Genomic DNA, 20,751 nt, shown 5'->3' on the forward strand with positions numbered 1-20,751 from the left:
GCGTCACATGTCGTCTTCGCGCGGCGCGCGGCGGTCGTCGCCCCGCACGCGCGGCTCGTAGGTGCTCAGGTCGTTGCCGACGCTGCCGGCGTCGCCGATGTTCGGGCGCCGACCGCCGGGCCGGAGCATGCCGTGCTTGACCCCGCGCTTGCGGTCGAGCCGGTCCATGACCAGGCCGATGACGAGCAGCACGGCGAGGACCACGCCGATGCCGATGAAGAACCCCATGTGAGACCCCCTCTCCCGCTCCCAGGTTACGGGAGCGGGAGGGCGGTCACATCCCCTTAGTCGGCGACCCAGAAGGCGTAGTCGGCCGAGTAGCGGGCCGCCGTCTGCGCGCCGTCCGTGCAGGTCCCGGCCGGGGCGAGGCCGCCGCGCGTGTTCAGGCGCTGGACGTAGGTCACCTTGCCGAAGATCCCGTCACCCGTGTTGAGGTTCGCCTTGAGCAGCACCTCCGGGATCGCGCCGTCCCGCGGGGCGGTGGCCACCGCCGCCGCGCCGACCGTGCTGCCGTCCACAATGGACGTCCACACCGGACCCTTGCTGTGCAGTGCCACCGGCTTGCCGTGTTTCGACAGCACCGCCGCGGGCTGGATCAGCGTCCACGCGCCCGCGGTGCACCCGTAGATCTGCACGCCCTCGGCCGGGAACGTCGCCAGCGCGTGGTTGCCGGCCGGGACCTTGATCGCGGCCGGCACCTTCGGGCCCGCCGGGCTGGCCGAAGCCGTCGCCGCGCCGCCGACCAGCAGGGCGCCGATCGCGAGCGCCACCGTCATCCGCTTCATGAACCCACCTTCGATTCCTCCCGCCGCTTCTCGGCGGGCTCCCGCACCTCGACACGGGAGCCCGCCGGAAACGGTTCAAAAGGATCAGGCGGCGGGGACCTCTTCCGCTTCACCGACTGCGTTGGCCTCGGCCGCCTTCGGGTCCGGCGTCCGGTGCCGCAGCGAAAGCAACCCGCCCACGACCAGCGTGATCACCACGCCCAGCAGCGTGTACCAGGGGTAGGCGAGAGCCACGCGATCGCCGGCCGCCTTCGAGAAGTCGATCCCGATGAACCCGCCGGTCTTCGCGCTGAACTTCACCCCGAGGATCACGAACGCCATCACCACGACCGTGGCGACGAACGCGATGATCGCGTCCAGCTGCCGGGCCTTCTTGATCAGCAGGCCGAGCAGGAACGACCCGAGCAGTGCGCCGTAGGTGTACCCGGTGATGGCCAGGCCCAGCTCGATCACCGAGTTCTTCGTGGTGGAGAACAGCGACGCGAAGAGCGCGAACACGACCGCCCAGATCAGCGTCCACATGCGGCCGTGCTGGAGCAGCTTCGAATCCTCCGGCGAGCGCTTGGTGAACCGCTGGTAGAGGTCGGCCACGGTCGACGTCGAAAGGGCGTTGAGCGCCGAAGCCAACGCGCCCATGGTCGACGCGAGCACGCCCGCGATGAGCAGGCCCGAGACGCCGACCGGCAGGTCGTCGATGATGAACCGCGAGAACACGTCGTCCGGGCTCTGCAGGCCGAGCTGCGCGACCGACTTGCGGCCGTTGAACACCCACAGCATCGCCCCGACCAGCAGGAACAGCGCGAACTGGATGGTGACGATGATGCCACTGCCGATGAGCGCCTTCTGGCCGTCGCGCAGGCTGCGCGTGGCCATCAGCCGCTGCGCGATCAGCTGGTCGGCGCCGTGCGAGGCCATGGACAGCGCCGCGCCGCCGAGCACCGCCGTGATGAAGGCGTACGGGCTGGTCAGCAGGTTCTTAGAGAAGTCGACGAGCATGAACTTGCCGTCGTCGGACGCCTGGCTCATCCAGTCACCCGGCAGCTTGTTCAGCAGCACGATCGCGGCCACCGCCGCGCCGCCGAGGTAGAGCGTGAGCTGGATGACGTCGACCCACACGACGGCCTTGATCCCGCCGATGTAGGCGTAGATCAGCGTCAGCGCGGTCAGGATCACCACGATCACCCAGTAGTCCAGGTGGATGTTGTAGTGCCCGAGGATCACCTTGATCGGGATCGCGCCGGCGAACAGGCGGACACCTTCGGCGAGCAGCCGCGTGATCACGAACGTCACCGACGCCGTGCCCTGCAGCCCGGACCCGAACCGCTTGCCCAGGAACGCGTACGCGCTCACGAGGTTGCCCTTGAAGTACCGCGGCAGCAGCACGAACGCGGCGATCGTCCGGCCGATGATGTAGCCGAAGGCCAGCTGCAGGAACAGGAACGCGTTGCCGAAGACGAGACCCGGCGTGCTGATCACGGTGAGCGTCGAGGTCTCCGTGGCCACCACGGACAGCATCACCGCACCCCACGGGAGGCTGCGCTCGCCGACGAAGTAGTCGGCCGCCGACCGTTGCTTGCGGCCGACGAGCACGCCTATCAGCGGCATCGCCGCCAGGTAGACCACGATGATGGCGAGGTCAACACCGCGCATGGACTTCTCCTACTGTCATCTTCATCCGGCCTTCTCCGCGACTCGCAACCGCGTCACGGTGCCCCCCAGCGGGGCGGGAAGGTTCAGGGGCCCGGCGCCCGGGACGAGCGCGCCGAGCAGGCGCGGCCCGCGGGCACCGGTCGCGGACGGCACCGTACCGGGCACGCCGCACCAGGTGAGCCAGCCGAGCAGCGCGGTGAGGTACGCCTCCTTGCCGGCGCCGGGCAGGCCGAGGTCGTCGCTGGTCTTCAGCACGGCTTCCGGCAGGTTCCGCGCCAGCGCCGTCATCACGGCCGGGTTCGCGACGCCGCCACCGGAGGCGACGACCGTCGTGACGCCGTGGCGCCGGCACTCGCCGGCGACGCTCACCGCGGTGAGCTCCGTCAGCGTCGCCAGGAGGTCACCGGGGTCGACCGGCGGCAGCCCGGCGAGGGCGGCGTCGAGGTAGGGCGCGTTGAAGTACTCCTTGCCGGTGGACTTCGGCGGCGCGGCGGCGAAGTACGGGTCGTCGAGCAGCCGGGCGAGCAGGTCGGAGCGCACCGAACCGCCGAGCGCGAGCCGGCCGTCGACGTCGCTGCGCTGCCCGGTGACGCGGTGGGCCGCGACGTCGAGCAGCGCGTTGGCGGGCCCGGTGTCGTAGGCGATCGCCGGTTCGCCGTCGGTGACGACGGTGATGTTCGCGATGCCACCGAGGTTGAGCGCGGCGACCGGGCGCCCGGCGTCCTGGGCGAGACCGCGCAGCCACAGCTGGTCGAACGTGCTCGCCAGGGGCGCGCCGTGGCCGCCCGCGGCGACGTCCCGGGCCCGCAGGTCGGCCAGGACCGGCAGCCCGGTGCGCTCGGCGATCCAGGCGGGCTGGCCGAGCTGCAGCGTGCCGTGGACGTGGCCGTCCTCGACCCAGTGGAACACCGTCTGGCCCAGCGACGCGACGAGGTCCGCGGTGCCGCCGGCGAGTTCTTCGGCACCGCGCGCGGCCGCGTCGGCGAACGCCTGGCCGACGCCGGTGTCGAGCCGCGTCAGCTCGCCGGCGGTGCAGGGGTTCGGCGGCAACGCGGCGAGCAGGCCTTCGCGCAGCGGTTCGGGGTAGGGGACGTCGAGCTCGCCGAGCGGGGTGAGGACCACCGTGCCGTCCTCGGCGTGCAGGTCGGCGGCGGCCACGTCGATGCCGTCGACCGAGGTGCCCGAAATGAGCCCGATCACCCGGAAGCTGTGGCTCGCGCTTTTCCCCATCCGGAGGGGTTTAGTGCAGGGTCTCCGGTGGCGCAACCCCACATCGTGAAGTCTTGGCCCAATCGGGACCTACGTCGTTATGAATTGCCTGTGCGGGCGGGGTGTCCGGGACGCCGCGGTGCGGATGAAAGGATGGGGCGGTGTCGAGCACCTGGTTCCTGTTCGTAGTCCTCGCTGTCGTCGTGCTGGTCGCCCTCCTGGTGACCGGCCTGCTGGTCGCGCGCCGGCGCCGGATCACCTTGGAGAGCCGGCGCGAGGTCGAGGAGAAACCGAAGGGCGGCTCCTACGCGGCCAGCGGGGGCATCGCGCTCGCGCCCGGCGGGACCGAGGTCGAGCACCCCGTCGAAGACCGGCCCGAGACCGAGGGCCAGCCCGCGGTGGGCGACGACGCGGCGGTGCCGCGCGACTCGGCGCAGCGCACGGTGCGCGACGTCAAGCTCCCCGAAGAGCCCGCCCCGGTGGCCGAGGAGATCGACCCCGCGACCGGCCGCCTCGAGCGGCTGCGCGGCCGGCTGTCGAAGTCGCGGTCGGTGTTCGGGACGAGCCTGCTGGGCCTGCTCGGCGCCGGTGACCTGGACGAGGACTCCTGGCAGGACGTCGAAGACACGCTGCTGATGGCCGACCTCGGCGCGGCCACCACGACCCAGATCGTCGAGCGGCTGCGCGACGAACTGTCCCGGCGCGCGATCCGGTCGTCGGCCGAGGCGCGCGAGGTGCTGCACGAGGTGCTGACGGCGCAGCTGTCGACCGACAGCGAGCGCGCGGTGCGGGCGCTGCCGCACATCGTCGACGGCAAGAAGCAGCCCGCCGTGGTCCTGGTGGCGGGCGTCAACGGCACGGGCAAGACGACGACCACGGGCAAGCTCGCCAGGGTTCTCGTGGCCCAGGACAAGACGGTGGTGCTGGGCGCGGCGGACACGTTCCGCGCGGCGGCGGCCGACCAGCTCCAGACGTGGGCCGAGCGCGTGGGCGCGGAGGTCGTGCGCGGCAAGGAAGGCGCGGACCCGGCGGCGGTGGCGTTCGACGCGGTGAAGCGGGGCATCGACACCGGGGTCGACGCGGTCCTGGTCGACACGGCGGGCCGGCTCCACACGAAGACGGGCCTGATGGACGAGCTGGGCAAGGTCAAGCGCGTCGTCGAGAAGCAGGCGAAGGTCGACGAGGTCCTGCTGGTGCTGGACGCGACGACGGGCCAGAACGGCCTGATGCAGGCGCGCGTGTTCGCCGAGGTCATCGACGTCACGGGCATCGTCCTGACGAAGCTGGACGGCACCGCCAAGGGCGGCATCGTGTTCCAGGTCCAGCGCGAGCTGGGGGTGCCGGTGAAGCTGGTCGGCCTCGGCGAGGGCCCGGACGACCTGGCCCCGTTCGAGCCGGGTGCCTTCGTGGACGCCCTGCTCGGCTAAGTGATCGGTTTCCCGCTCGACCACTCGTACACGGTCTCGCCCAGTGTCACCGCGGAATGGTGGAACTGGCACAGCCCGTTCTTGCCGGGGACGCGGGCCCGGGAGGTGCAGCGGGGGCCGAAGTCGGAAGTCGCGGCTCGGCACTGCGGGGCCGCACCGGTTTTCGCCTGGGCGAGCAGTCGCGAAACCGCCTCCCGCCGCGCCTGGAGTCCGGGTGCGGCCGTGAGCTGTCGGGGTGGCGCGGCCGCCTTCGGTGGCCCCGGCCGGAAGGGGCCGGAGCCGTCGGGCATCTGCAGCCCGAGCCGCTCGAGCAGCTCCGTCGTCGGCTCGGTGGTCTCGATGGTCAGCTGGTCGGTGTCGGTGCCGGCCACCCAGTGGCGGACCGCGCCGACGTCGCGCAGCACCGGTTTGCCGCGGAGATCCTCCGGCGGATCGAGCACCAGGGCGCCGATCAGGTAGTCGCCGCGTGCAGCGTCAGATGCGCGGTCTCGCCGAGCACCATCGGCACCGTCGTGCCCGACGTCCGCTCGCCGGCCGGCGGGGTCGGCTGGAAGGTCAGCAGCACCCACTGCCTGCACGTGTCGCACGACGATGTCGCTGGTCACGTTCCCGCGCAGGTGCCGGGTGGGCGCGGCCGGCGTCTGGGGTACGACGACCGTCTTCCGCCGCGGGTCGGCGAACCGGTCGGTGAGCCGGTCCACGCCCTTCTCGACGAGCTGGCCGACGATGACGTCGGCCGCCTTCTGACCCAGCCAGGCGAGCGGCGCCACGAACAGTTCGGGCATTCCTCCCCCTCCGGAACCCGGACCCCGATTTTTACCGGTGTCAGAGCCGGAAGAGCGGTGTCCCGTCCGCCTTGCGCAGGCCCAGCTGCAGCAGCACCGGCGCCGTCGGGCGGTTCGCCGGGATGAGGCACGGGGACGTCCGGTGAGCCGCCACGGTCAGCCGCGACCAGCCGATGCCCTGCAGGGTGCGGCGGCGCGGGTCGACCACCATCGCGGCGCCGAAGTAGTCGCCGCCCGGGACCGCGATGCGGGCCGTGTTCCCCAGGACGACCGAGAACACCGTGCCCGTGCGGCTGCCGTTCTCCTGCAGCGTCAGGATCACCGGCGTGCGCCCCTTCGCGGCGGCGTGGTGCCGCACGGTGATTTCGACCGTCCCCGCCGCGGTCTTGGGCGGGCGTGGCCACGCGGGCGTCGGCGGCGAGCCGTCGAGCGCGCGGTCGACCAGGCGGTCCAGCAGGTTCGAAGCGGCACCCTGTGCGAGCCAGGTCAGAGCGCCGGTGTGCGTGTCCATGCGGCCTCCGGCGATATTCAGGTGACGGGCGCCCGCGCGCGGCGCACACTCCCGGCATGCCCGGTTGACGCAGCGCGCTTTTCGCCCGTGCCCCTCCTCGTAACAGACGCCCCGAAGCCGTCATTCGCTACGAGAGAGGACCCATCATGACCGTCATCACCGGCGAACGGGTGCGGTTGCGCCCGATCGTCGCAGCGGACCGCGCCCGTTTGCGCGAGATCCTAGCCACCCCGGAGGTCGCCCGCTGGTGGGGCGACCCCGACCACGAGACCGAAGGCCTGTACACCGTCGAGGACGGGTTCACGTGCTACGCCATCGAACTCGACGGCGTGGTCGTCGGGCTGATCCAGAGCTGCGAGGAACTCGACCCGCAGTACAAGCACGCGGGCATCGACATCTCGGTGCACCCGGGCTTCCACGGCCGCGGCGTCGGCACGGACGCCCTGCGCGCCCTGGCCCGCCACCTGCTGGAGCAGGGGCACCACCGCCTGACGATCGACCCGGCGGCGTCGAACGAGACGGCGATCCGGGTGTACACGAAGGTGGGGTTCCGCCCGGTCGGCCTGCTGCGCGACTACGAGCGCGCCCCGGACGGCACCTGGCACGACGGCCTGCTCATGGACCTGCTGAAGGGTGAGCTGACCTAGACCGTGACGGTCGCCTGGGAGAGGCTCGCGCCCAGGGCGTCCGCCACCCGCTGCACCGCCGGGGCGATGTGCGCCACCGCCTCGGCGGTCAGCCGCCCGGACGGCCCGGACACCGACACCGCGGCCGGTACCGGCGCCCCCGGCACCGCCACCGCGACGCACCGGACGCCCAGCTCCTGCTCCGCCTCGTCGAGCGCGTACCCCTGCGAAGCGATCCGGGCCAGCTCGACGGCCAGAGCGTCCGCGTCGGTGAACGTGTGCTCGGTGTAGGCCGGCATCCCGGTCCGCTCCAACAGCGAGCGCACGTCGGACGCCGGCAGGTGGGCCAGCATCGCCTTGCCCACCCCGGTGCCGTGCGGCAGCAGCCGCCGACCGACCTCGGTGAACATCCGCATCGAGTGCTTCGAGGGCACCTGGGCCACGTACACGACCTCGTCGCGCTCCAGGACCGCGAGGTTCGCCGTCTCGCCGACCTCCTCGACCAGCTCCGCCAGCAGCGGCCGGGCCCACGCGCCGAACTGCATGCTCGCGTTCTCGCCCAGCCGGATCAGCCGCGCGCCCAGCGCGTACCGGCGGTTCGTGTTCTGCCGCACGTACCCCAGGTCGACCAGGGTGCGGATGAGCCGGTGGATCGTCGGCATCGGCAGCCCGGACAGCGTCGCGAGCTCCGACAGGCTTGCCTCCCCGCCGGTGTCGGCGAGGTGTTCCAGCAGCTCGAAGGCGCGCTGCAGGGACTGGACGCCGCCGTCGCGCCCGTTCTTCTCCGCTGCCACCGGTGGCCCTCCTTACGTCGGCGTTGAGGTTCCGCTATGCAGAAACTATAGTCCGGCTGGTAGAAAACCGTAGGGCCGTTATCCAAAGATCCGAACCTTCGAGGTGTTTCCCCATGTCTTCTGAAGTCCAGGTGCTGGGCGAGCCGGTCGAGCGCGGCGACGAGATCCTCACCCCGGAAGCGCTCGACTTCCTCGCCGGCCTGCACGACGCGTTCGCCGGCCGTCGCGACGAGCTGCTCCAGGCGCGGAGCAAGCGTCGCGAGGAGGCCCGGACCACCGGCAGGCTCGACTTCCTGCCGGAGACGAAGGAGATCCGCGACGGCGACTGGCAGGTCGCCGCCGCCCCGCCCGCGCTGCGGGACCGCCGCGTCGAGATCACCGGGCCGACCAGCCGCAAGATGACCATCAACGCGCTCAACTCCGGCGCGAAGGTCTGGCTCGCCGACCTCGAGGACGCCAACACGCCGCACTGGGCGAACGTCGTGTCCGGGCAGGTCAACCTGTACGACGCCGTGCGCGAGACGATCTCGCTGGAGAGCGGCGGCAAGAGCTACGCGCTCAAGGACGACGTCGAGCACGCCACGATCGTGGTCCGCCCGCGTGGCTGGCACCTGCCCGAGCGCGGGCTGTCCTTCGGCGGCCGCGAAGCGGTCGGCGCGCTCGTCGACTTCGGCCTGTACTTCTTCCACAACGCGGCGGAGCTGCTGAAGCGCGGCAAGGGTCCGTACTTCTACCTGCCGAAGATGGAGAGCCACCTCGAAGCGCGGCTCTGGAACGACGTCTTCACCCACTCGGAGAAGGCGCTGGGCATCGAGCACGGCACCGTCCGCGCGACCGTGCTGATCGAGACCATCCCGGCCGCGTTCGAGATGGAGGAGATCCTCTACGAGCTGCGCGAGCACGCGTCGGGCCTCAACGCCGGCCGCTGGGACTACCTGTTCAGCGTGATCAAGTACTTCCGCGACGCGGGCGAGAAGTTCGTGCTGCCGGACCGCAACTCCGTCACCATGACCGCGCCGTTCATGCGCGCCTACACCGAGCTGCTGGTGCGCACCTGCCACAAGCGCGGCGCGTTCGCGATCGGCGGGATGGCCGCGTTCATCCCGAGCAAGGACCCCGAGGTCAACAAGGGCGCGTTCGACAAGGTGCACGCCGACAAGTCCCGCGAGGCCGGCGACGGCTTCGACGGCTCCTGGGTCGCGCACCCGGGCATGGTCGAGCTCTGCAAGGAGGAGTTCGACAAGGTCCTCGGCGACCGGCCGAACCAGCTCGAGCGCACCCGCGACGAGGTGAGCGTCACCGCCGACCAGCTGTTGGACGTCGCCTCGACGCCGGGCGGCGCGACGGCGGGCGGCCTGCGCGCCGCGGTCGACGTGGGCGTCCGCTACATCGCGTCCTGGCTGAGCGGCAACGGCGCGGCGGCGATCCACAACCTGATGGAGGACGCGGCCACGGCGGAGATCTCGCGGTCGCAGATCTGGCAGTGGGTCAAGAACGGGACCACGCTGGACACCGGCGACGTGGTGACGTCGGAGCTGGTGCGCGGCGTGCTGGCCGACGTCCGCGGCGAGCTCGCCCGCGAGCTGCCCGCCGACCGGCTGCTGCCGGCGATCGAGCTGTTCGAGCAGGTCGCGCTGGCCGACGAGTTCCCCGACTTCCTGACGCTGCCCGCCTACGAGCGGATCAAGTAGTGCGTCTTCCCGAAGACGTCTACGACGCCGCCGACGCGCGCTTGGCCGAGGCCGACGCGCGCGTCGCGGCGTCGTACCCGGGGGAGCGGCCGGGACGCCAGCCGGTGCACACGGTCTACGTCCCCGCGTCGCAGTACCGCACGCGCCTGGTCGCCGACTGGGGCAAGCGGGCGATGCGCGTCTTCATCGAGCACGCCGAGCTTCTGGGCGTCGAGGACGCCGTGTACGAACGCGTCCGCGCGAAGCTGCTGACGGAGCCGATCGAGGACCTGCGGATCGACTTCGAGGACGGCTTCGGCCGCGTGCCCGACGACGTCGAGGACGCGGCCGCGCGGGCGGCGGGCCAGACCCTGGCCACGACCGGCGGGACGCCGTTCTGCGGCATCCGCTTCAAGAGCTTCGAAGCGGCGACCCGCCGTCGTGGCATCCGCACGCTCGACTTGTTCCTGGGTTCGCTGCTCGAGAACGGGCCGCTGCCGCCCGGGTTTGTCGTCACGCTGCCGAAGGTGACGGCGGTCGAGCAGGTGGCGGTGACCGCGGAAGTCTTGGAGCGCCTGGAATCCGCGTACGGGCTTACCGCGGGGACGCTGCGGTTCGAGGTCCAGATCGAGACGGCCCAGTCCATTGTGGACCTCGACGGGACCCTCTCCGTGGCGCGGATCGTGCGCGCCGCGGCGGGCCGGTGCTCGGGCCTGCACTACGGAACGTACGACTACAGCGCGGGCCTGGGCATCGCGGCGGCGTACCAGAGCATGGAGCACCCGGCGGCCGACCTGGCCAAGGGCCTGATGCAGGTCGCGGCGGCGGGCACCGGCGTCCGGCTGTCGGACGGGTCGACCAACAAGCTCCCGATCGGGGACGCGCTCCCGGACGCGTGGGCCGAGCACCTCAGGCTGGTCCGCCGGTCGCTGGAACGGGGCTTCTACCAGGGCTGGGACCTGCACCCGCACCAGCTGCCGACGCGCTTCGCGGCGACGTACGCGTTCTACCGCTCGGGCTTTGCCACCGCCGGGGAGCGGCTGCGGGCGTACGCGGACAAGCAGGCCGGGGGAGTCCTGGACGAGCCGGCGACGGCGCAGGCGCTGGCGGTGTACCTGCTGCGGGGCCTCGACTGCGGGGCGCTGGACGAGAGTGAGCTGCCGTTCGGGCGGCCCGAGCTGGAGAAGTACGCGCTGCGGCTCGCGTGAGGGGTCACTCACCGAGCCGGGCGCGGTCGGCGGCCTCGCGGCCCGCGCCCCAGCCTTCGTGGCTGCGCACGGTCACCGATTTGTGCACCACCTCGGGGAAGAGCTTGGTGAAGGCCGACTCCACGGCCCGTTCGTGCGACGCCAGCACCGGCAGCAGCCGGTCCGGGTCCGCCGACTTCGCGATCGTCGCCGCGGCGGCCTGGTCGAGGCGCTCGCCGATCCGGGTCGCGTAGGAGACCAGGAACGACTTCCGGAACGCCCGGTCCCGGCCGGCCGGGTCGGCGATCATCGCCCGCGTCGCCTGGACGAGCAGGGACGTCGTCAGCAGCGCGACGGCGTCCAGGTCGTCCTCGTCGCCGACGACGGTGACGAAGTCCCAGCGCGAGTCGTAGACGGCCCGGCAGCGGTTCGCCGTCGCGACCACGTGGACCAGCAGCGACTTGGCGTCGGCGTACGGGGTGTCGAGCCAGATCCGGCGGGACGCGGGCACGTCGGGCCCGGCGTCGGCGGCCTCGACCAGCACGCGGTCGAGGGCGTACCGGGTCATGAGCTCCTGCGCCTTCGCCGAAAGGGCTTCGGCCTCCTCCGGGAACGAGCTGGACTCCGCCTTGGCCAGCAGCGCGCGGACCCGGCTCAGCTTCTTCTCGTCGACGTGGTGTGCCGGGCGGTCCGGCGTCGCGGTTCCGGGCGGGGTCAGGACCGGCAAGGTCATCAGGAAGCCGAGGGCCTCGATGACGGAGGTCAGCGCTTCGGCCGGGGTCAGGATGTGCTTCGCCGTCCACTGCGGCAGGTGCGGTTCGGACGCCGTCCACCAGCGGACGGCCCCGTCGTCGCGCTGCCCGTCGTACGCGGCCAGGGTGTCGAGCACGAAGGACCGGGCGAAGTCGTCGACCCGCCGCCGGGCCGCCTGGTCGAGGTCTTCGGGCAGCCAGCCGCTCCGGCAGGCGCGGGCGATCAGGAGGTGCCCGGCCCGGCGGGCACCTTCGGCCGCCTCGGCCGGCAGCTCGAAGTCCGGCGCCAGCCGGTGCGCACGCTTCCCGGCCGCGCCGCGGACTCCCCGCGCGGTCTCGGAGGCAGCGGCCAGCAGGGCATCGCCGAACTCTTCGGCGGTCCGGGGCCGCGCGGTCTCTTCGGCCGGAGCGCGGCGCTTCTGCTTGCCCACGGGGCGAGTGTGCCCCAGCCCGGTCACCTTCCCGGCGGCCGCCCCGTCGGGAAGGCATGCACACCGCCATCGTCCTCACCGTGATCGTCCTGAACGCCGGAATCGGCGTCGCCGACCTGCTCAAGGCGCCGTTCGTCCTGGCCACCTCGCAAGCGGTCGACGTCCCGCCGGGCCGGCTGCCCCTGCTGGGCACGCTCAAGCTCGCCGGCGCGGCGGGCCTGCTCGCCGGCCTGCTGGGGTTCGAGCCGCTGGGCGTGGCCGCCGCGATCGGCTTGGTCCTCTTCTACGTGGGTGCGATCGTCGCGCACCTGAAAGCCGGCAAGCTCGCCACCGGCGCCGCCCCGCTGGTCTTCCTCGGGCTGGCCGCGGCGACGCTGCTCTAACGCAGCCGCGGGAGGGCGTCGCGCGCGGAGTGGCTCAACGTCCGCAGGTCCTCGGCGAACCGGTCGCGGTGGTCCGGCGGCAACGGCCGGAAGAACAGCTGCTCGATGTTCTCGACGTGCAGCCGGCTCGCCCGCACCGTGGTCTCCTCGCCCAGCGGAGTCAGCCGCACGAGCTGGACGCGCCGGTCGTGCGGGGGCGCCGTCCGCGTCACCAGGCCGAGCGACTCCATCCGGTCGACCAGCCGGGTCGCCCCACCCGTCGTGAGCACCTGCTCCTGCGCGATCGCGCGCATGGTCAGCCCGTCCGTGCCGGTGCGGCCCACGATCAGCAGCACCTCGTACATCAGGTGCGTGATCCCGCATTCGCGTTCCAGGGCGCGCCCGAGCAGGTACTCCAGCCGGTTCGCCGCCCCCTGCAGCCGCCCGAAGGCCAGCACGCGCGGGTCGTACGCCGCCTGCCGGGCCGAAGTGATTTCGGGTTCCACGTCGCCCATCATCCTGCCTGGTCGCCGGCGCGCAACGCGAGGTAGACGTCGAGCTGGTCGGTGAACTCGGTCAGGTCCGCGCCGAGCAGCTCGCCCGCCCGGCCGATGCGGTAGCGCAGCGTGTTGACGTGGACGTGCAGCGCCTTCGCCGCCCGCGTCGGCGAGCCCGAGCACTCCAGGAACACCCGCACCGTGTGCACCAGGTCCGTGTGCTGCTCGGCGTCGTACTCGAGGAGCGGTCCGAGCACCCGGCGGCGAAGCGCCGCGCGGAGCCCGTCCGGGGCTCCGGCCAGCAGCAGTTCGTGCGCGTCCACCTCGCCGGCCGGCACGACCACGACGCGTCCCGTCCGCCGGGCCGCCACGGCCAGCGCGTAACCCGCGACGTCGCGCGCCTCCTCGCGGGGCGCGGGATCGCTGACGCCGCACAGGATCCGCGAGGCCCGCACCAGTGGTTCCACAGTGGACAGTTCGGCCGGTGACGGCGACGAGGTGGTCGCCGCGAAGGAAGTGTCCCCTGTGGACTTGAGCAGGAGCCCGTCCGGCAGCAGCTCGCGCAGGACGTCCCGGCTCTCGTCGCTGCCTTCGGTCCGCAACGCGACGACGCGCGCTTCGCCGGGCAAGTCGGGTTCGGGGTCGGCCATGCGGGCCCGGGTGACCCCCACGAGCCCGGAAAGCTCTTCGGCCAGCTCGGCCTGCGCCGTGCTCAGGGGGCCGCCGACGGCGATCAGCCACGGCACGGCGTGCCGCCCCTCGACCGGGACCACCGTCAGCGACCCGGACTCCTTCGCCGCGTACCGGCGGACGACGTCCGGCGCCGGCACCGGGAGCGGCGCCGCCCCGGCGACCACCCGGCCGAGCCCCGACAGCACCCAGCACGGCAGCCCGAGCTCCGCCGACGCGCTCTCGAGCAACGTCTCCACGGGCGCGTCCGCGGCGGCCTGCAAACGTTTGCGCGCGCTCTCCGACGCAGCCGCGAGCGCCAGCACCACCTGCTCGGTGATCACCGAGAACGACAGGTCGGTGGGCACTTCCAGCAGCGGGATCCGGTGCCGCTCGCAGGCCTCGACGACCTCGGCGGGGATGCCGCCGGAGTCGGCGCCGGACGCGGCCAGCGCCGCGGCGCCCGCCCTGGCCAGCGCGGCCACGAACGGCTCGGCGTCACCCGGGCGCCGCCACCAGAGCAGGCCGGACAGCACCAGCTCGCCCGCCGACAGGTAGCGTCCGGGATCGGGCAGCTCCGTGACGTAGATGCGCGTCACCGGCCGGTCGAGGAGGTCGGCCCCGGCCAGCGGGCGCAGCCGCAGCCCCGGCAGGCCCAGCAGAGTTTTCACGGTCGTCATGAGGGTTGTAGGAAAGCACAAACGCCCCGGGTTTCGCTCCTGTGCGTTTCATGGTCGGTGCCGTTGCCGCCCACCCCCGGTCCGGCGTCTACTGGTCTATCGCCCTTCACGAAGGAGCAAGAGTGGAGTTCCTGCGTCCCGCGACGCTCGCCGAGGCACTGGCCCTCAAAGCCGAGCGGCCCGCCGCCGTGCCGATCGCCGGCGGCACCGACGTCATGGTCGAGCTGAACTTCGACTACCGGCGTCCCGAGGCCCTGCTCGACCTGACCCGGGTGGCCGAGCTGACGAAGTGGTCCACATCGGACGGCACTGTCCAGCTCGGCGCCGGCGTCCCGTACGCCCGCGTCATCGCTGAACTGGGTGAATCCGTCCCGGCGCTGGCCATGGCGTCACGCACGGTCGGCTCGCCCCAGATCCGCAACCGCGGCACGGTCGGCGGCAACCTCGGCGCGGCGTCACCCGCCGGGGACACCCACCCGGTGCTGCTGGCCCTGGACGCGCGGGTCGAGGTGGCCTCCGTCCGGGGGACCCGGGTCCTCCGCGCGGAGGAGTTCTACGTCGGGGTGAAACGCCACGCGCTCGAGCCGGACGAGCTGATCACCGCCATTCACCTGCCCGCGCACGCCGGGCCGCAGCAGTTCGCCAAGGTCGGGACGCGCAACGCCATGGTCATCGCGGTCTGCTCGTTCGCACTGGCCCTGCGCGACGGCCAGGTCGGTGCCGCGATCGGATCCGCCGCGCCGACCCCACGCCACGCCCGTGACGCCGAGGCGTTCCTCGCCGCGGAGCTGCCGTGGGGCTCGTCCGAACCGCTGACGGACTCGCTGAAGCGCCGCTTCGGCGAGCTGGTCGCCGAAGCGGCGTCGCCGATCGACGACGTCCGCGGCAGCGCCGCGTATCGGAAGCACGCGTTGGGGGTACTAGCCCGGCGTACGTTGACTTGGGCCTGGGACGAACACCGGACGGGGGAGCGCGCATGCGCCTGAATGTCGAGATCAACGGCGAGCAACGGCAGGCGGACGACGTCTGGGAAGGGGAAAGCCTGCTCTACGTGCTGCGGGAGCGGCTCGGCCTGCCGGGCTCGAAGAACGCCTGTGAGCAGGGCGAATGCGGGTCCTGCACGGTCTACCTCGACAGCGTCCCGGTGTGCGCCTGCCTGGTCGCGGCCGGGCAGGCCGAGGGACGCGCGGTGCGCACGGTCGAGGGGCTGGCCGACGGCGACACGCTGGACCCCGTCCAGCAGTCCTTTGTGGACGCCGGCGCGGTCCAGTGTGGGTTCTGCACGCCTGGCCTGGTCGTCGCCGCGCACGACCTGCTGAACCGCGTGCCCGACCCGAGCGACGAGGAGATCCGCGAAGCCCTGGCCGGCAACCTGTGCCGCTGCACCGGCTATGAGAAGATCCTCGACGCGGTGCGCGCGGTCGCGAAGGGCCCTCTTGGAAAGGACACAGTCGCGTGAGGACGCTCATCTCCGGTGGCGCGGTCGCCACGGTCAGCGGTGAGGAATACGCGAGCGGTCACGTCGTCGTCGAGAACGACCGGATCGCCGAAGTCGGCGAAGGCGTCTACACCGGCGAGTTCGACGAGCGCGTCGACGCCTCGGGCTGCCTGGTCACGCCCGGCCTGATCAACACCCACCACCACCTCTACCAGTGGGCCACCCGCGGGATGGCCGCCGACCACACGCTGTTCGAGTGGCTGGTCGCCCTGTACCCGGTCTGGGGCCGGCTCGACGCGGAGATCACGCACGCCGCGGGCACCGCCGGGATGGCCCGGCTCGCCCTGACCGGGTGCACGACCGTCGCCGACCACCACTACGTCTTCCCCCGCGACGGCGGCGACCAGGTCGCCGCGCTGGCCGCGGCCCGGCAGCGGATCGGCGTCCGGCTGCACGTCGTGCGCGGGTCCATGGACCGCGGCGAGTCCGACGGCGGGCTGCCACCGGACAACCTCGTCGAGTCGACCGAAGAAGCGCTGACCGGCACCGAAGCCGCGATCGACCGCTTCCACGACTCCGCACCGGAAGCCCACCTGCAGATCGCCGCGGGCCCGTGCTCGCCGTTCTCGGTCACCGAGCGGCTGATGTCCGGCGCGGCCGAGCTGGCCCGCCACAAGGGCGTCCGCCTGCACACGCACCTCGCCGAGACCCTCGACGAGGAGAAGCAGTGCCTCGCCGAGGTCGGCTGCACGCCCGCCGAGTACGCCGACAAGCTGGGCTGGCTCGCGGAAGACGTCTGGCTCGCGCACACCATCCACCTCGCGCCCGAGGCGATCCGCCGCTTCGGCGCGACCCGCACCGGCTCGGCGCACTGCCCGACGTCCAACGGCCGCATCGGCGCCGGCATCGCCCCCGTCCGCGACCTGCTCGACGCGGGCGTGGCGGTCGGCCTCGGCGCCGACGGGGCCGCGTCCAACGAGTCCGGCGGCCTCGGCGAGGAGCTGCACCAGGCGTTGCTGCAGGCCCGCCAGCGCGGCGGCCCGCGCGGCCTCACCACGCGTGAGGCGTTGTGGATGGGCACCATGGGCGGTGCCCGCTGCCTGGGCCGGGCCGCCGACCTCGGGTCGATCGAACCCGGCAAGCTCGCCGACCTAGCCGTCTGGGACCTGACCGGCCTGAACTACGCGGGGATCACCGACCCGGTCGCGGCGCTCGTGCTCGGCACCACGCCGCCGGTGCGGCGCCTGTTCGTCGGCGGCAAGGCCGTCGTCGAGGACGGGACTCTGCGCGAGGCGGACGAAGCCGGGATCGCGTCGGAGCTCGCGGCCGCGAGCGCCCGGTTGAGGGAGGGCAGATGACCACCACGGTCAGCACGCAGGCGGTCAACGGCGTCGGCACGTCGCCGCAGCGCCCCGACGGCTCGGTCAAGGTCCGCGGCGAGTTCGCCTACTCCTCCGACCTGTGGCACGAGGACATGGTGTGGGGCGTGACCCTGCGCAGCCCGCACCCGTACGCGCGGATCACGGCGATCGACATCACCGACGCCCTCACCGTGCCCGGTGTGTACGCGGTGCTGACGCACGAGGACGTCCCCGGCGTCAACCACTACGGCCTGGAGCACTCCGACCAGCCGGTGCTCGCGTCCGACGTCGTGCGCTACCAGGGCGAGCCGGTGGCGCTGGTCGCCGCCGACCACCCGGAGACGGCGCGTCGCGCGATGAAGCGGATCGTCGTTTCCTACGAAGAGCTTGCTCCGGTGACGGACTCCGAAGCGGCTGTCGCGGGCGAAGGGCCTTCGCTGCACTCCGGGGGCAACGTCGTCCGGCACGTCAAGATCCGCCACGGTGCCCAGGACGTCTCGGCCGACGTCGTCGTCTCGGGCGTCTACGAGGTCGGCATGCAGGACCAGGCGTTCCTCGGCCCGGAGTCCGGGCTCGCCGTGCCGGACACCGAAGGCGGCGTCGACCTGTACGTCGCGACGCAGTGGCTGCACGTCGACCAGCAGCAGATCGTCGCCGCGCTGGGGCTGCCGGCCGAGAAGGTGCGGCTGACCCTCGGCGGCGTCGGCGGGGCGTTCGGCGGTCGCGAGGACCTGTCGATGCAGGTGCACGCGTGCTTGCTGGCCTTGCACACCGGCAAGCCGGTGAAGATGGTCTACAACCGCGAAGAGTCCTTCTACGGCCACGTGCACCGTCACCCGGCGAAGATGTACTACGAGCACGGCGCCACCCGCGACGGCCGTCTCGTGTACGTGCGGACGCGCCTGTACCTCGACGGCGGCGCGTACGCGTCTTCGACGGGTGCGGTCGTCGCGAACGCGGCCACGCTGGGCGTCGGACCGTACAAAGTGGACAGTGTGTCGGTCGACTGCTGGGGCACCTACACGAACAACCCGCCGTGCGGCGCGATGCGCGGGTTCGGCGCGGTGCAGGCCGCCTTCGGGTACGAGTCGCAGATGGACAAGCTCGCCGCGGCCTGCGGGCTGGACCCGGTCGAGATCCGCGTCCGCAACGCGATGAGCGAGGGCGACCTGATGCCGACCGGCCAGGTCGTCGACTCGGCCGCCCCGGTCGCGGAGCTGCTGGGGTTGGTGCGGGACAAGCCGATGCCGCCGGAGCGGCCGTTCGACCTGCGGCACATGCCCGGCGGGGTCTCGAACACGACGCACGGCGAAGGTGTCGTCCGCGGGGTCGGGTACGCCGTCGGGATCAAGAACGTCTGCTTCTCCGAAGGCTTCGACGACTACTCGACGGCCCGCGTGCGCCTGCAGGTCGTCGGCGGCGAACCGGCCGCCACGGTGCACACCGCGGCCTGCGAAGTCGGCCAGGGGCTCGTCACGATCATGCAGCAGATCGTCCGGACCGAGCTGGGCGTTGACCAGGTGACGATCCTGCCGATGGACACCTCGATCGGCAACGGCGGCTCGACGTCGGCGTCACGCCAGACCTACGTCACCGGCGGCGCGGTCCAGGCCGCCTGCGGCGCGGTGCGGTCGCGGCTGCTTTCCCGGTTCGGCCGGAAGGCGCGCATCGTCGGCGGCAAGCTCGTCGCGGAGGACGGTCAGGTGCTCGCCGACCTGGTGGACGTTCTCGGCGACGACGTCTACGACGAGACGACGGAATGGCGGCACCGGCCTACTTCTCCGTTGGATCCGGAGACGGGGCAGGGCACCGCGCACGTGCAGTACGCGTTCGCCGCGCACCGGGCGGTCGTGGACGTCGACACCGAGCTGGGCCTGGTGAAGGTGGTCGCGCTGGACTGCGCCCAGGACGTCGGCAAGGCGCTGAACCCCCAAGCCGTGCTGGGCCAGATCCAGGGCGGTTCGGCGCAGGGGCTCGGGCTCGCGGTGATGGAGGAGATCCAGACCTCCGGCGGGAAGATCCGGAACCCCTCCTTCACCGACTACCTGATCCCGACGGTCCTGGACATGCCGCCGATGAGCATCGACGTCCTGGAGCGCCCGGACCCGCACGCGCCGTACGGCCTGCGCGGGGTGGGGGAGCCGCCGACGATCTCGTCGACCCCGGCGATCGTGGCGGCGATCCGCGCCGCGACCGGGCTCGCGCTCGCGCGTGTCCCGGTGCGGCCGGAGCACCTGACCGCTACTTGAGCTGCCAGTTCTGGTTGGCGTCGTCGTTGCAGCCCCAGAGCTCGAGCTGAGTGCCGTTGACGTTGCCGGCGGGCTTGTCGCCGCCGGTGACGTCGACGCACAGGCCGGTCTGCGTGCCGGTGATCGAGCCGTCGGGGTTCAGCTTGAACTTCTGGTTCGCGCCGCCGTGACAGGTCCAGACGATCAGCTTGGTCCCGGCCGCCGTGCCGCCCTCGTTGGCGTCGAGGCAGAGGCCGTTGGCCTTCAGCTCGCCGGCACTCGTGAACGTCCAGGACTGGTTCGGGCCGCCGTCGCAGTCCCAGATGTCGACCTTGGTGCCGGGCGTGGTGACGTTGCCGTTGATGTCGACGCAGCGCGACGACGACGCGCCCTGCAGCGGCTGGGCGGTGGAGCTGCCGGTGGCACCGGCCTTGACGCGGTAGATGACGGTGCCGTGCGACGGCACGTCCGCGCTGATCGCGCCGGTGCTCGTGGTCTGCTCCTTCGTCCACAGGTTGGTCAGCCGGTAGCTCGACGCGGCGGGCAGCCCGGCCGCGGCGGCCGTCGTCGAGACGGTTTTTGTGGTGCCGTTTTCGTTGAACAGCACGACGGCTACGTCCCCGCCCTGGAGCGGTTTCGTGAGGACGTCGAGGCCGCCGCTCGACGAGATCCGCGTCGCCTGCTTGCCGAGTGGGTCCTGGTCGACGGCGATGACGTCGCCGTTGAGGTAGGTCGAGAAGGTGGCGACGCTGGCGGAGCGGAGGTCGGCGCCCGCGATCAGCGGCGCGGCCATCGCGGCCCAGAGCGTGAAGTGGGCGCGGTCCTCCTGGAAGTCCATGCCGTCGCCGACTTCGAGCATGTCGGGGTCGTTCCAGGCGCCGGGTTTCGCGGCGGAGGCGAGCCCGACGTTCTGGCGGTAGATCGAGTCGATGCTGCCCCAGTTGTTGGTGATGTCACCGGTGGTGCGCCACAGGTTGCCGACGTCCGGCGCCCAGGTCGACGGGCTGAAGTTGCCCCATTCGCAGATGCTGTAGGCGATCGGGCGGCCGGTGGCCTTCAGGGCGTCGCGCATCGCGGAGTAGCGGCGGACGTAGTCCTGCTGGGTTTCCCCGCCGGGGCTGCCGCAGTTGTCGTACTTGAGGTAGTCGACGCCCCAGCTCGCGAAGCTGTTCGCGTCGGTCTGCTCGTGGCCGAGGCTGCCGGGGTAGTGCTGGCAGGTCTCGCTGCCGGCGCTCTCGTAGATCCCGAACTTCATCCCGCGCGCGTGGATGTAGTCGCCGAGGGCCTTGAGGCCGCTGGGGAACTTCCCGGGGTCGGCGACGAGGTGGCCCGTGGCGTCACGGTTCTTGGTCATCCAGCAGTCGTCGAGGTTGACGTAGGTGTAGCCGCGGTCGCGCATGCCGGAGCTGACCATCAGGTCGGTGGTCTGCTTGACCAGGGTCTCGTTGATGTCGCATTCGAACGTGTTCCACGTGTTCCACCCCATCGGGGGTGTTCGGGCGAGCCCGTTCTCGAGGGCGCGGGCGGGTGTGCTGACGAGGGTCACCGCCGCGAGGGCGGTGGCGAGGACGGCGAGGACTCGGCGCATGGCGGCTCCAACCGGACGGCGTTGTAGGCAGGAGGACTAGACCACTGCGTAGCTTCGATGTCCGTTGCTGCGCGGTCAAGCGCCATGTTGAGTATTCTTGT

20 protein-coding genes are annotated in these 20,751 nt (G+C 71.9%); 9 read left to right on the forward strand and 11 right to left on the reverse strand.

All coding sequences use genetic code 11. The annotated features are described in order from the left end of the window. Positions 1-3: 3 nt before the first annotated feature. The 4 genes from AA23TX_RS24935 to AA23TX_RS24950 all read right to left on the reverse strand — a co-directional run bounded on the left by AA23TX_RS24935 (position 4) and on the right by AA23TX_RS24950 (position 3,665). Positions 4-228, reverse strand: a complete 225-nt coding sequence (locus tag AA23TX_RS24935; protein WP_155545270.1) for a hypothetical protein — start codon at positions 226-228, stop codon at positions 4-6. Between the two features lie 56 nt (positions 229-284). After that, positions 285-785: a DUF3455 domain-containing protein gene (locus AA23TX_RS24940; protein ID WP_155545271.1), complete on the reverse strand. Its 501-nt coding sequence runs from the start codon at positions 783-785 to the stop codon at positions 285-287. Positions 786-869: 84 nt separating this feature from the next. Further along, positions 870-2,435: a sodium:solute symporter gene (locus AA23TX_RS24945; RefSeq protein WP_155545272.1), complete on the reverse strand. Its 1,566-nt coding sequence runs from the start codon at positions 2,433-2,435 to the stop codon at positions 870-872. Between the two features lie 21 nt (positions 2,436-2,456). Continuing rightward, complete coding sequence (locus AA23TX_RS24950) at positions 2,457-3,665, reverse strand: anhydro-N-acetylmuramic acid kinase (protein ID WP_196425518.1); 1,209 nt, start codon at positions 3,663-3,665, stop codon at positions 2,457-2,459. A gap of 140 nt (positions 3,666-3,805) precedes the next feature. On the opposite strand from AA23TX_RS24950, the gene ftsY reads away from it, so the two are divergent. Further along, the gene (ftsY, locus tag AA23TX_RS24955) at positions 3,806-5,071 is read left to right on the forward strand and encodes a signal recognition particle-docking protein FtsY (protein WP_155545273.1); all 1,266 of its coding nucleotides are present in this window, start codon (positions 3,806-3,808) and stop codon (positions 5,069-5,071) included. On the opposite strand, the gene AA23TX_RS24960 is transcribed toward ftsY, so the two are convergent. Both AA23TX_RS24960 and AA23TX_RS24965 read right to left on the reverse strand, forming a co-directional pair. After that, entirely contained in the window at positions 5,068-5,856 is a 789-nt protein-coding gene (locus tag AA23TX_RS24960) for a hypothetical protein (RefSeq protein ID WP_155545274.1), read from the reverse strand. The genes ftsY and AA23TX_RS24960 overlap by 4 nt on opposite strands. Before the next feature lie 40 nt (positions 5,857-5,896). Then, positions 5,897-6,367, reverse strand: coding sequence for a hypothetical protein (locus tag AA23TX_RS24965; protein ID WP_155545275.1), 471 nt, complete (start codon positions 6,365-6,367; stop codon positions 5,897-5,899). Between the two features lie 146 nt (positions 6,368-6,513). Between AA23TX_RS24965 and AA23TX_RS24970 the strand changes: the two genes are divergently transcribed. Continuing rightward, entirely contained in the window at positions 6,514-7,014 is a 501-nt protein-coding gene (locus AA23TX_RS24970) for a GNAT family N-acetyltransferase (RefSeq protein ID WP_155545276.1), read from the forward strand. Here the strand turns inward: AA23TX_RS24970 and AA23TX_RS24975 are convergent. Next, positions 7,011-7,787 carry an IclR family transcriptional regulator gene (locus tag AA23TX_RS24975; RefSeq protein WP_155545277.1) on the reverse strand — a complete coding sequence of 259 codons (777 nt, stop codon included), beginning with the start codon at positions 7,785-7,787 and terminating at the stop codon, positions 7,011-7,013. The two genes, AA23TX_RS24970 and AA23TX_RS24975, sit on opposite strands and share 4 nt — an antisense overlap. 113 nt (positions 7,788-7,900) lie before the next feature. Here AA23TX_RS24975 and aceB point away from each other — a divergent pair, with 113 nt between their 5' ends. Both aceB and AA23TX_RS24985 read left to right on the forward strand, forming a co-directional pair. After that, positions 7,901-9,478 (forward strand): malate synthase A, encoded by a 1,578-nt coding sequence (gene aceB / locus AA23TX_RS24980; RefSeq protein WP_155545278.1) that lies wholly within the window; start codon positions 7,901-7,903, stop codon positions 9,476-9,478. Then, positions 9,478-10,665, forward strand: a complete 1,188-nt coding sequence (locus tag AA23TX_RS24985) for a DUF6986 family protein (protein WP_155545279.1) — start codon at positions 9,478-9,480, stop codon at positions 10,663-10,665. The genes aceB and AA23TX_RS24985 overlap by 1 nt, the downstream gene beginning before the upstream one ends. Before the next feature lie 4 nt (positions 10,666-10,669). On the opposite strand, the gene AA23TX_RS24990 is transcribed toward AA23TX_RS24985, so the two are convergent. Beyond that, positions 10,670-11,827 (reverse strand): DUF2786 domain-containing protein, encoded by a 1,158-nt coding sequence (locus AA23TX_RS24990; protein WP_155545280.1) that lies wholly within the window; start codon positions 11,825-11,827, stop codon positions 10,670-10,672. A gap of 56 nt (positions 11,828-11,883) precedes the next feature. Between AA23TX_RS24990 and AA23TX_RS24995 the strand changes: the two genes are divergently transcribed. Then, complete coding sequence (locus AA23TX_RS24995; protein WP_155545281.1) at positions 11,884-12,210, forward strand: DoxX family protein; 327 nt, start codon at positions 11,884-11,886, stop codon at positions 12,208-12,210. Here AA23TX_RS24995 and AA23TX_RS25000 read toward each other — a convergent pair. Together AA23TX_RS25000 and AA23TX_RS25005 are read right to left on the reverse strand one after the other, a co-directional pair. Next, positions 12,207-12,695, reverse strand: a complete 489-nt coding sequence (locus tag AA23TX_RS25000) for a MarR family winged helix-turn-helix transcriptional regulator (RefSeq protein WP_155545282.1) — start codon at positions 12,693-12,695, stop codon at positions 12,207-12,209. The genes AA23TX_RS24995 and AA23TX_RS25000 overlap by 4 nt on opposite strands. An 8-nt stretch (positions 12,696-12,703) precedes the next feature. Continuing rightward, positions 12,704-14,035, reverse strand: coding sequence for a PucR family transcriptional regulator (locus AA23TX_RS25005; protein ID WP_155545283.1), 1,332 nt, complete (start codon positions 14,033-14,035; stop codon positions 12,704-12,706). Between the two features lie 122 nt (positions 14,036-14,157). On the opposite strand from AA23TX_RS25005, the gene AA23TX_RS25010 reads away from it, so the two are divergent. From AA23TX_RS25010 to pucD, 4 genes are read left to right on the forward strand one after another with little or no spacing between them, the layout of a single operon-like run. Then, positions 14,158-15,021, forward strand: a complete 864-nt coding sequence (locus tag AA23TX_RS25010) for an FAD binding domain-containing protein (protein ID WP_155545284.1) — start codon at positions 14,158-14,160, stop codon at positions 15,019-15,021. After that, positions 15,012-15,494: a (2Fe-2S)-binding protein gene (locus tag AA23TX_RS25015; protein WP_155545285.1), complete on the forward strand. Its 483-nt coding sequence runs from the start codon at positions 15,012-15,014 to the stop codon at positions 15,492-15,494. Before AA23TX_RS25010 ends, AA23TX_RS25015 begins: the two co-directional genes overlap by 10 nt. Further along, positions 15,491-16,831: an 8-oxoguanine deaminase gene (locus tag AA23TX_RS25020; RefSeq protein ID WP_155545286.1), complete on the forward strand. Its 1,341-nt coding sequence runs from the start codon at positions 15,491-15,493 to the stop codon at positions 16,829-16,831. The genes AA23TX_RS25015 and AA23TX_RS25020 overlap by 4 nt, the downstream gene beginning before the upstream one ends. Continuing rightward, entirely contained in the window at positions 16,828-19,083 is a 2,256-nt protein-coding gene (pucD, locus tag AA23TX_RS25025) for a xanthine dehydrogenase subunit D (RefSeq protein ID WP_155545287.1), read from the forward strand. The genes AA23TX_RS25020 and pucD overlap by 4 nt, the downstream gene beginning before the upstream one ends. Here pucD and AA23TX_RS25030 read toward each other — a convergent pair. Further along, a complete protein-coding gene (locus AA23TX_RS25030; RefSeq protein ID WP_155545288.1) occupies positions 19,076-20,650 on the reverse strand; it encodes a glycoside hydrolase family 27 protein in 1,575 nt (524 codons plus the stop codon). The two genes, pucD and AA23TX_RS25030, sit on opposite strands and share 8 nt — an antisense overlap. Positions 20,651-20,751 lie beyond the last annotated feature (101 nt).

Origin of the sequence: Amycolatopsis camponoti, from assembly GCF_902497555.1 — a bacterium.
GTDB lineage: Bacteria > Actinomycetota > Actinomycetes > Mycobacteriales > Pseudonocardiaceae > Amycolatopsis > Amycolatopsis camponoti.

Excerpts from the sequence above, each read along its gene's own strand:
- AA23TX_RS24935 (WP_155545270.1), bottom strand. The coding sequence starts at position 228 with ATGGGGTTCTTCATCGGCATCGGCGTGGTCCTCGCCGTGCTGCTCGTC.
- AA23TX_RS24940 (WP_155545271.1), bottom strand. The coding sequence starts at position 785 with ATGAAGCGGATGACGGTGGCGCTCGCGATCGGCGCCCTGCTGGTCGGC.
- AA23TX_RS24945 (WP_155545272.1), bottom strand. The coding sequence starts at position 2,435 with ATGCGCGGTGTTGACCTCGCCATCATCGTGGTCTACCTGGCGGCGATG.
- AA23TX_RS24950 (WP_196425518.1), bottom strand. The coding sequence starts at position 3,665 with ATGGGGAAAAGCGCGAGCCACAGCTTCCGGGTGATCGGGCTCATTTCG.
- AA23TX_RS24960 (WP_155545274.1), bottom strand. The coding sequence starts at position 5,856 with ATGCCCGAACTGTTCGTGGCGCCGCTCGCCTGGCTGGGTCAGAAGGCG.
- AA23TX_RS24965 (WP_155545275.1), bottom strand. The coding sequence starts at position 6,367 with ATGGACACGCACACCGGCGCTCTGACCTGGCTCGCACAGGGTGCCGCT.
- AA23TX_RS24970 (WP_155545276.1), top strand. The coding sequence starts at position 6,514 with ATGACCGTCATCACCGGCGAACGGGTGCGGTTGCGCCCGATCGTCGCA.
- aceB (WP_155545278.1), top strand. The coding sequence starts at position 7,901 with ATGTCTTCTGAAGTCCAGGTGCTGGGCGAGCCGGTCGAGCGCGGCGAC.
- AA23TX_RS24995 (WP_155545281.1), top strand. The coding sequence starts at position 11,884 with ATGCACACCGCCATCGTCCTCACCGTGATCGTCCTGAACGCCGGAATC.
- AA23TX_RS25005 (WP_155545283.1), bottom strand. The coding sequence starts at position 14,035 with ATGACGACCGTGAAAACTCTGCTGGGCCTGCCGGGGCTGCGGCTGCGC.
- AA23TX_RS25015 (WP_155545285.1), top strand. The coding sequence starts at position 15,012 with ATGCGCCTGAATGTCGAGATCAACGGCGAGCAACGGCAGGCGGACGAC.
- pucD (WP_155545287.1), top strand. The coding sequence starts at position 16,828 with ATGACCACCACGGTCAGCACGCAGGCGGTCAACGGCGTCGGCACGTCG.
- AA23TX_RS25030 (WP_155545288.1), bottom strand. The coding sequence starts at position 20,650 with ATGCGCCGAGTCCTCGCCGTCCTCGCCACCGCCCTCGCGGCGGTGACC.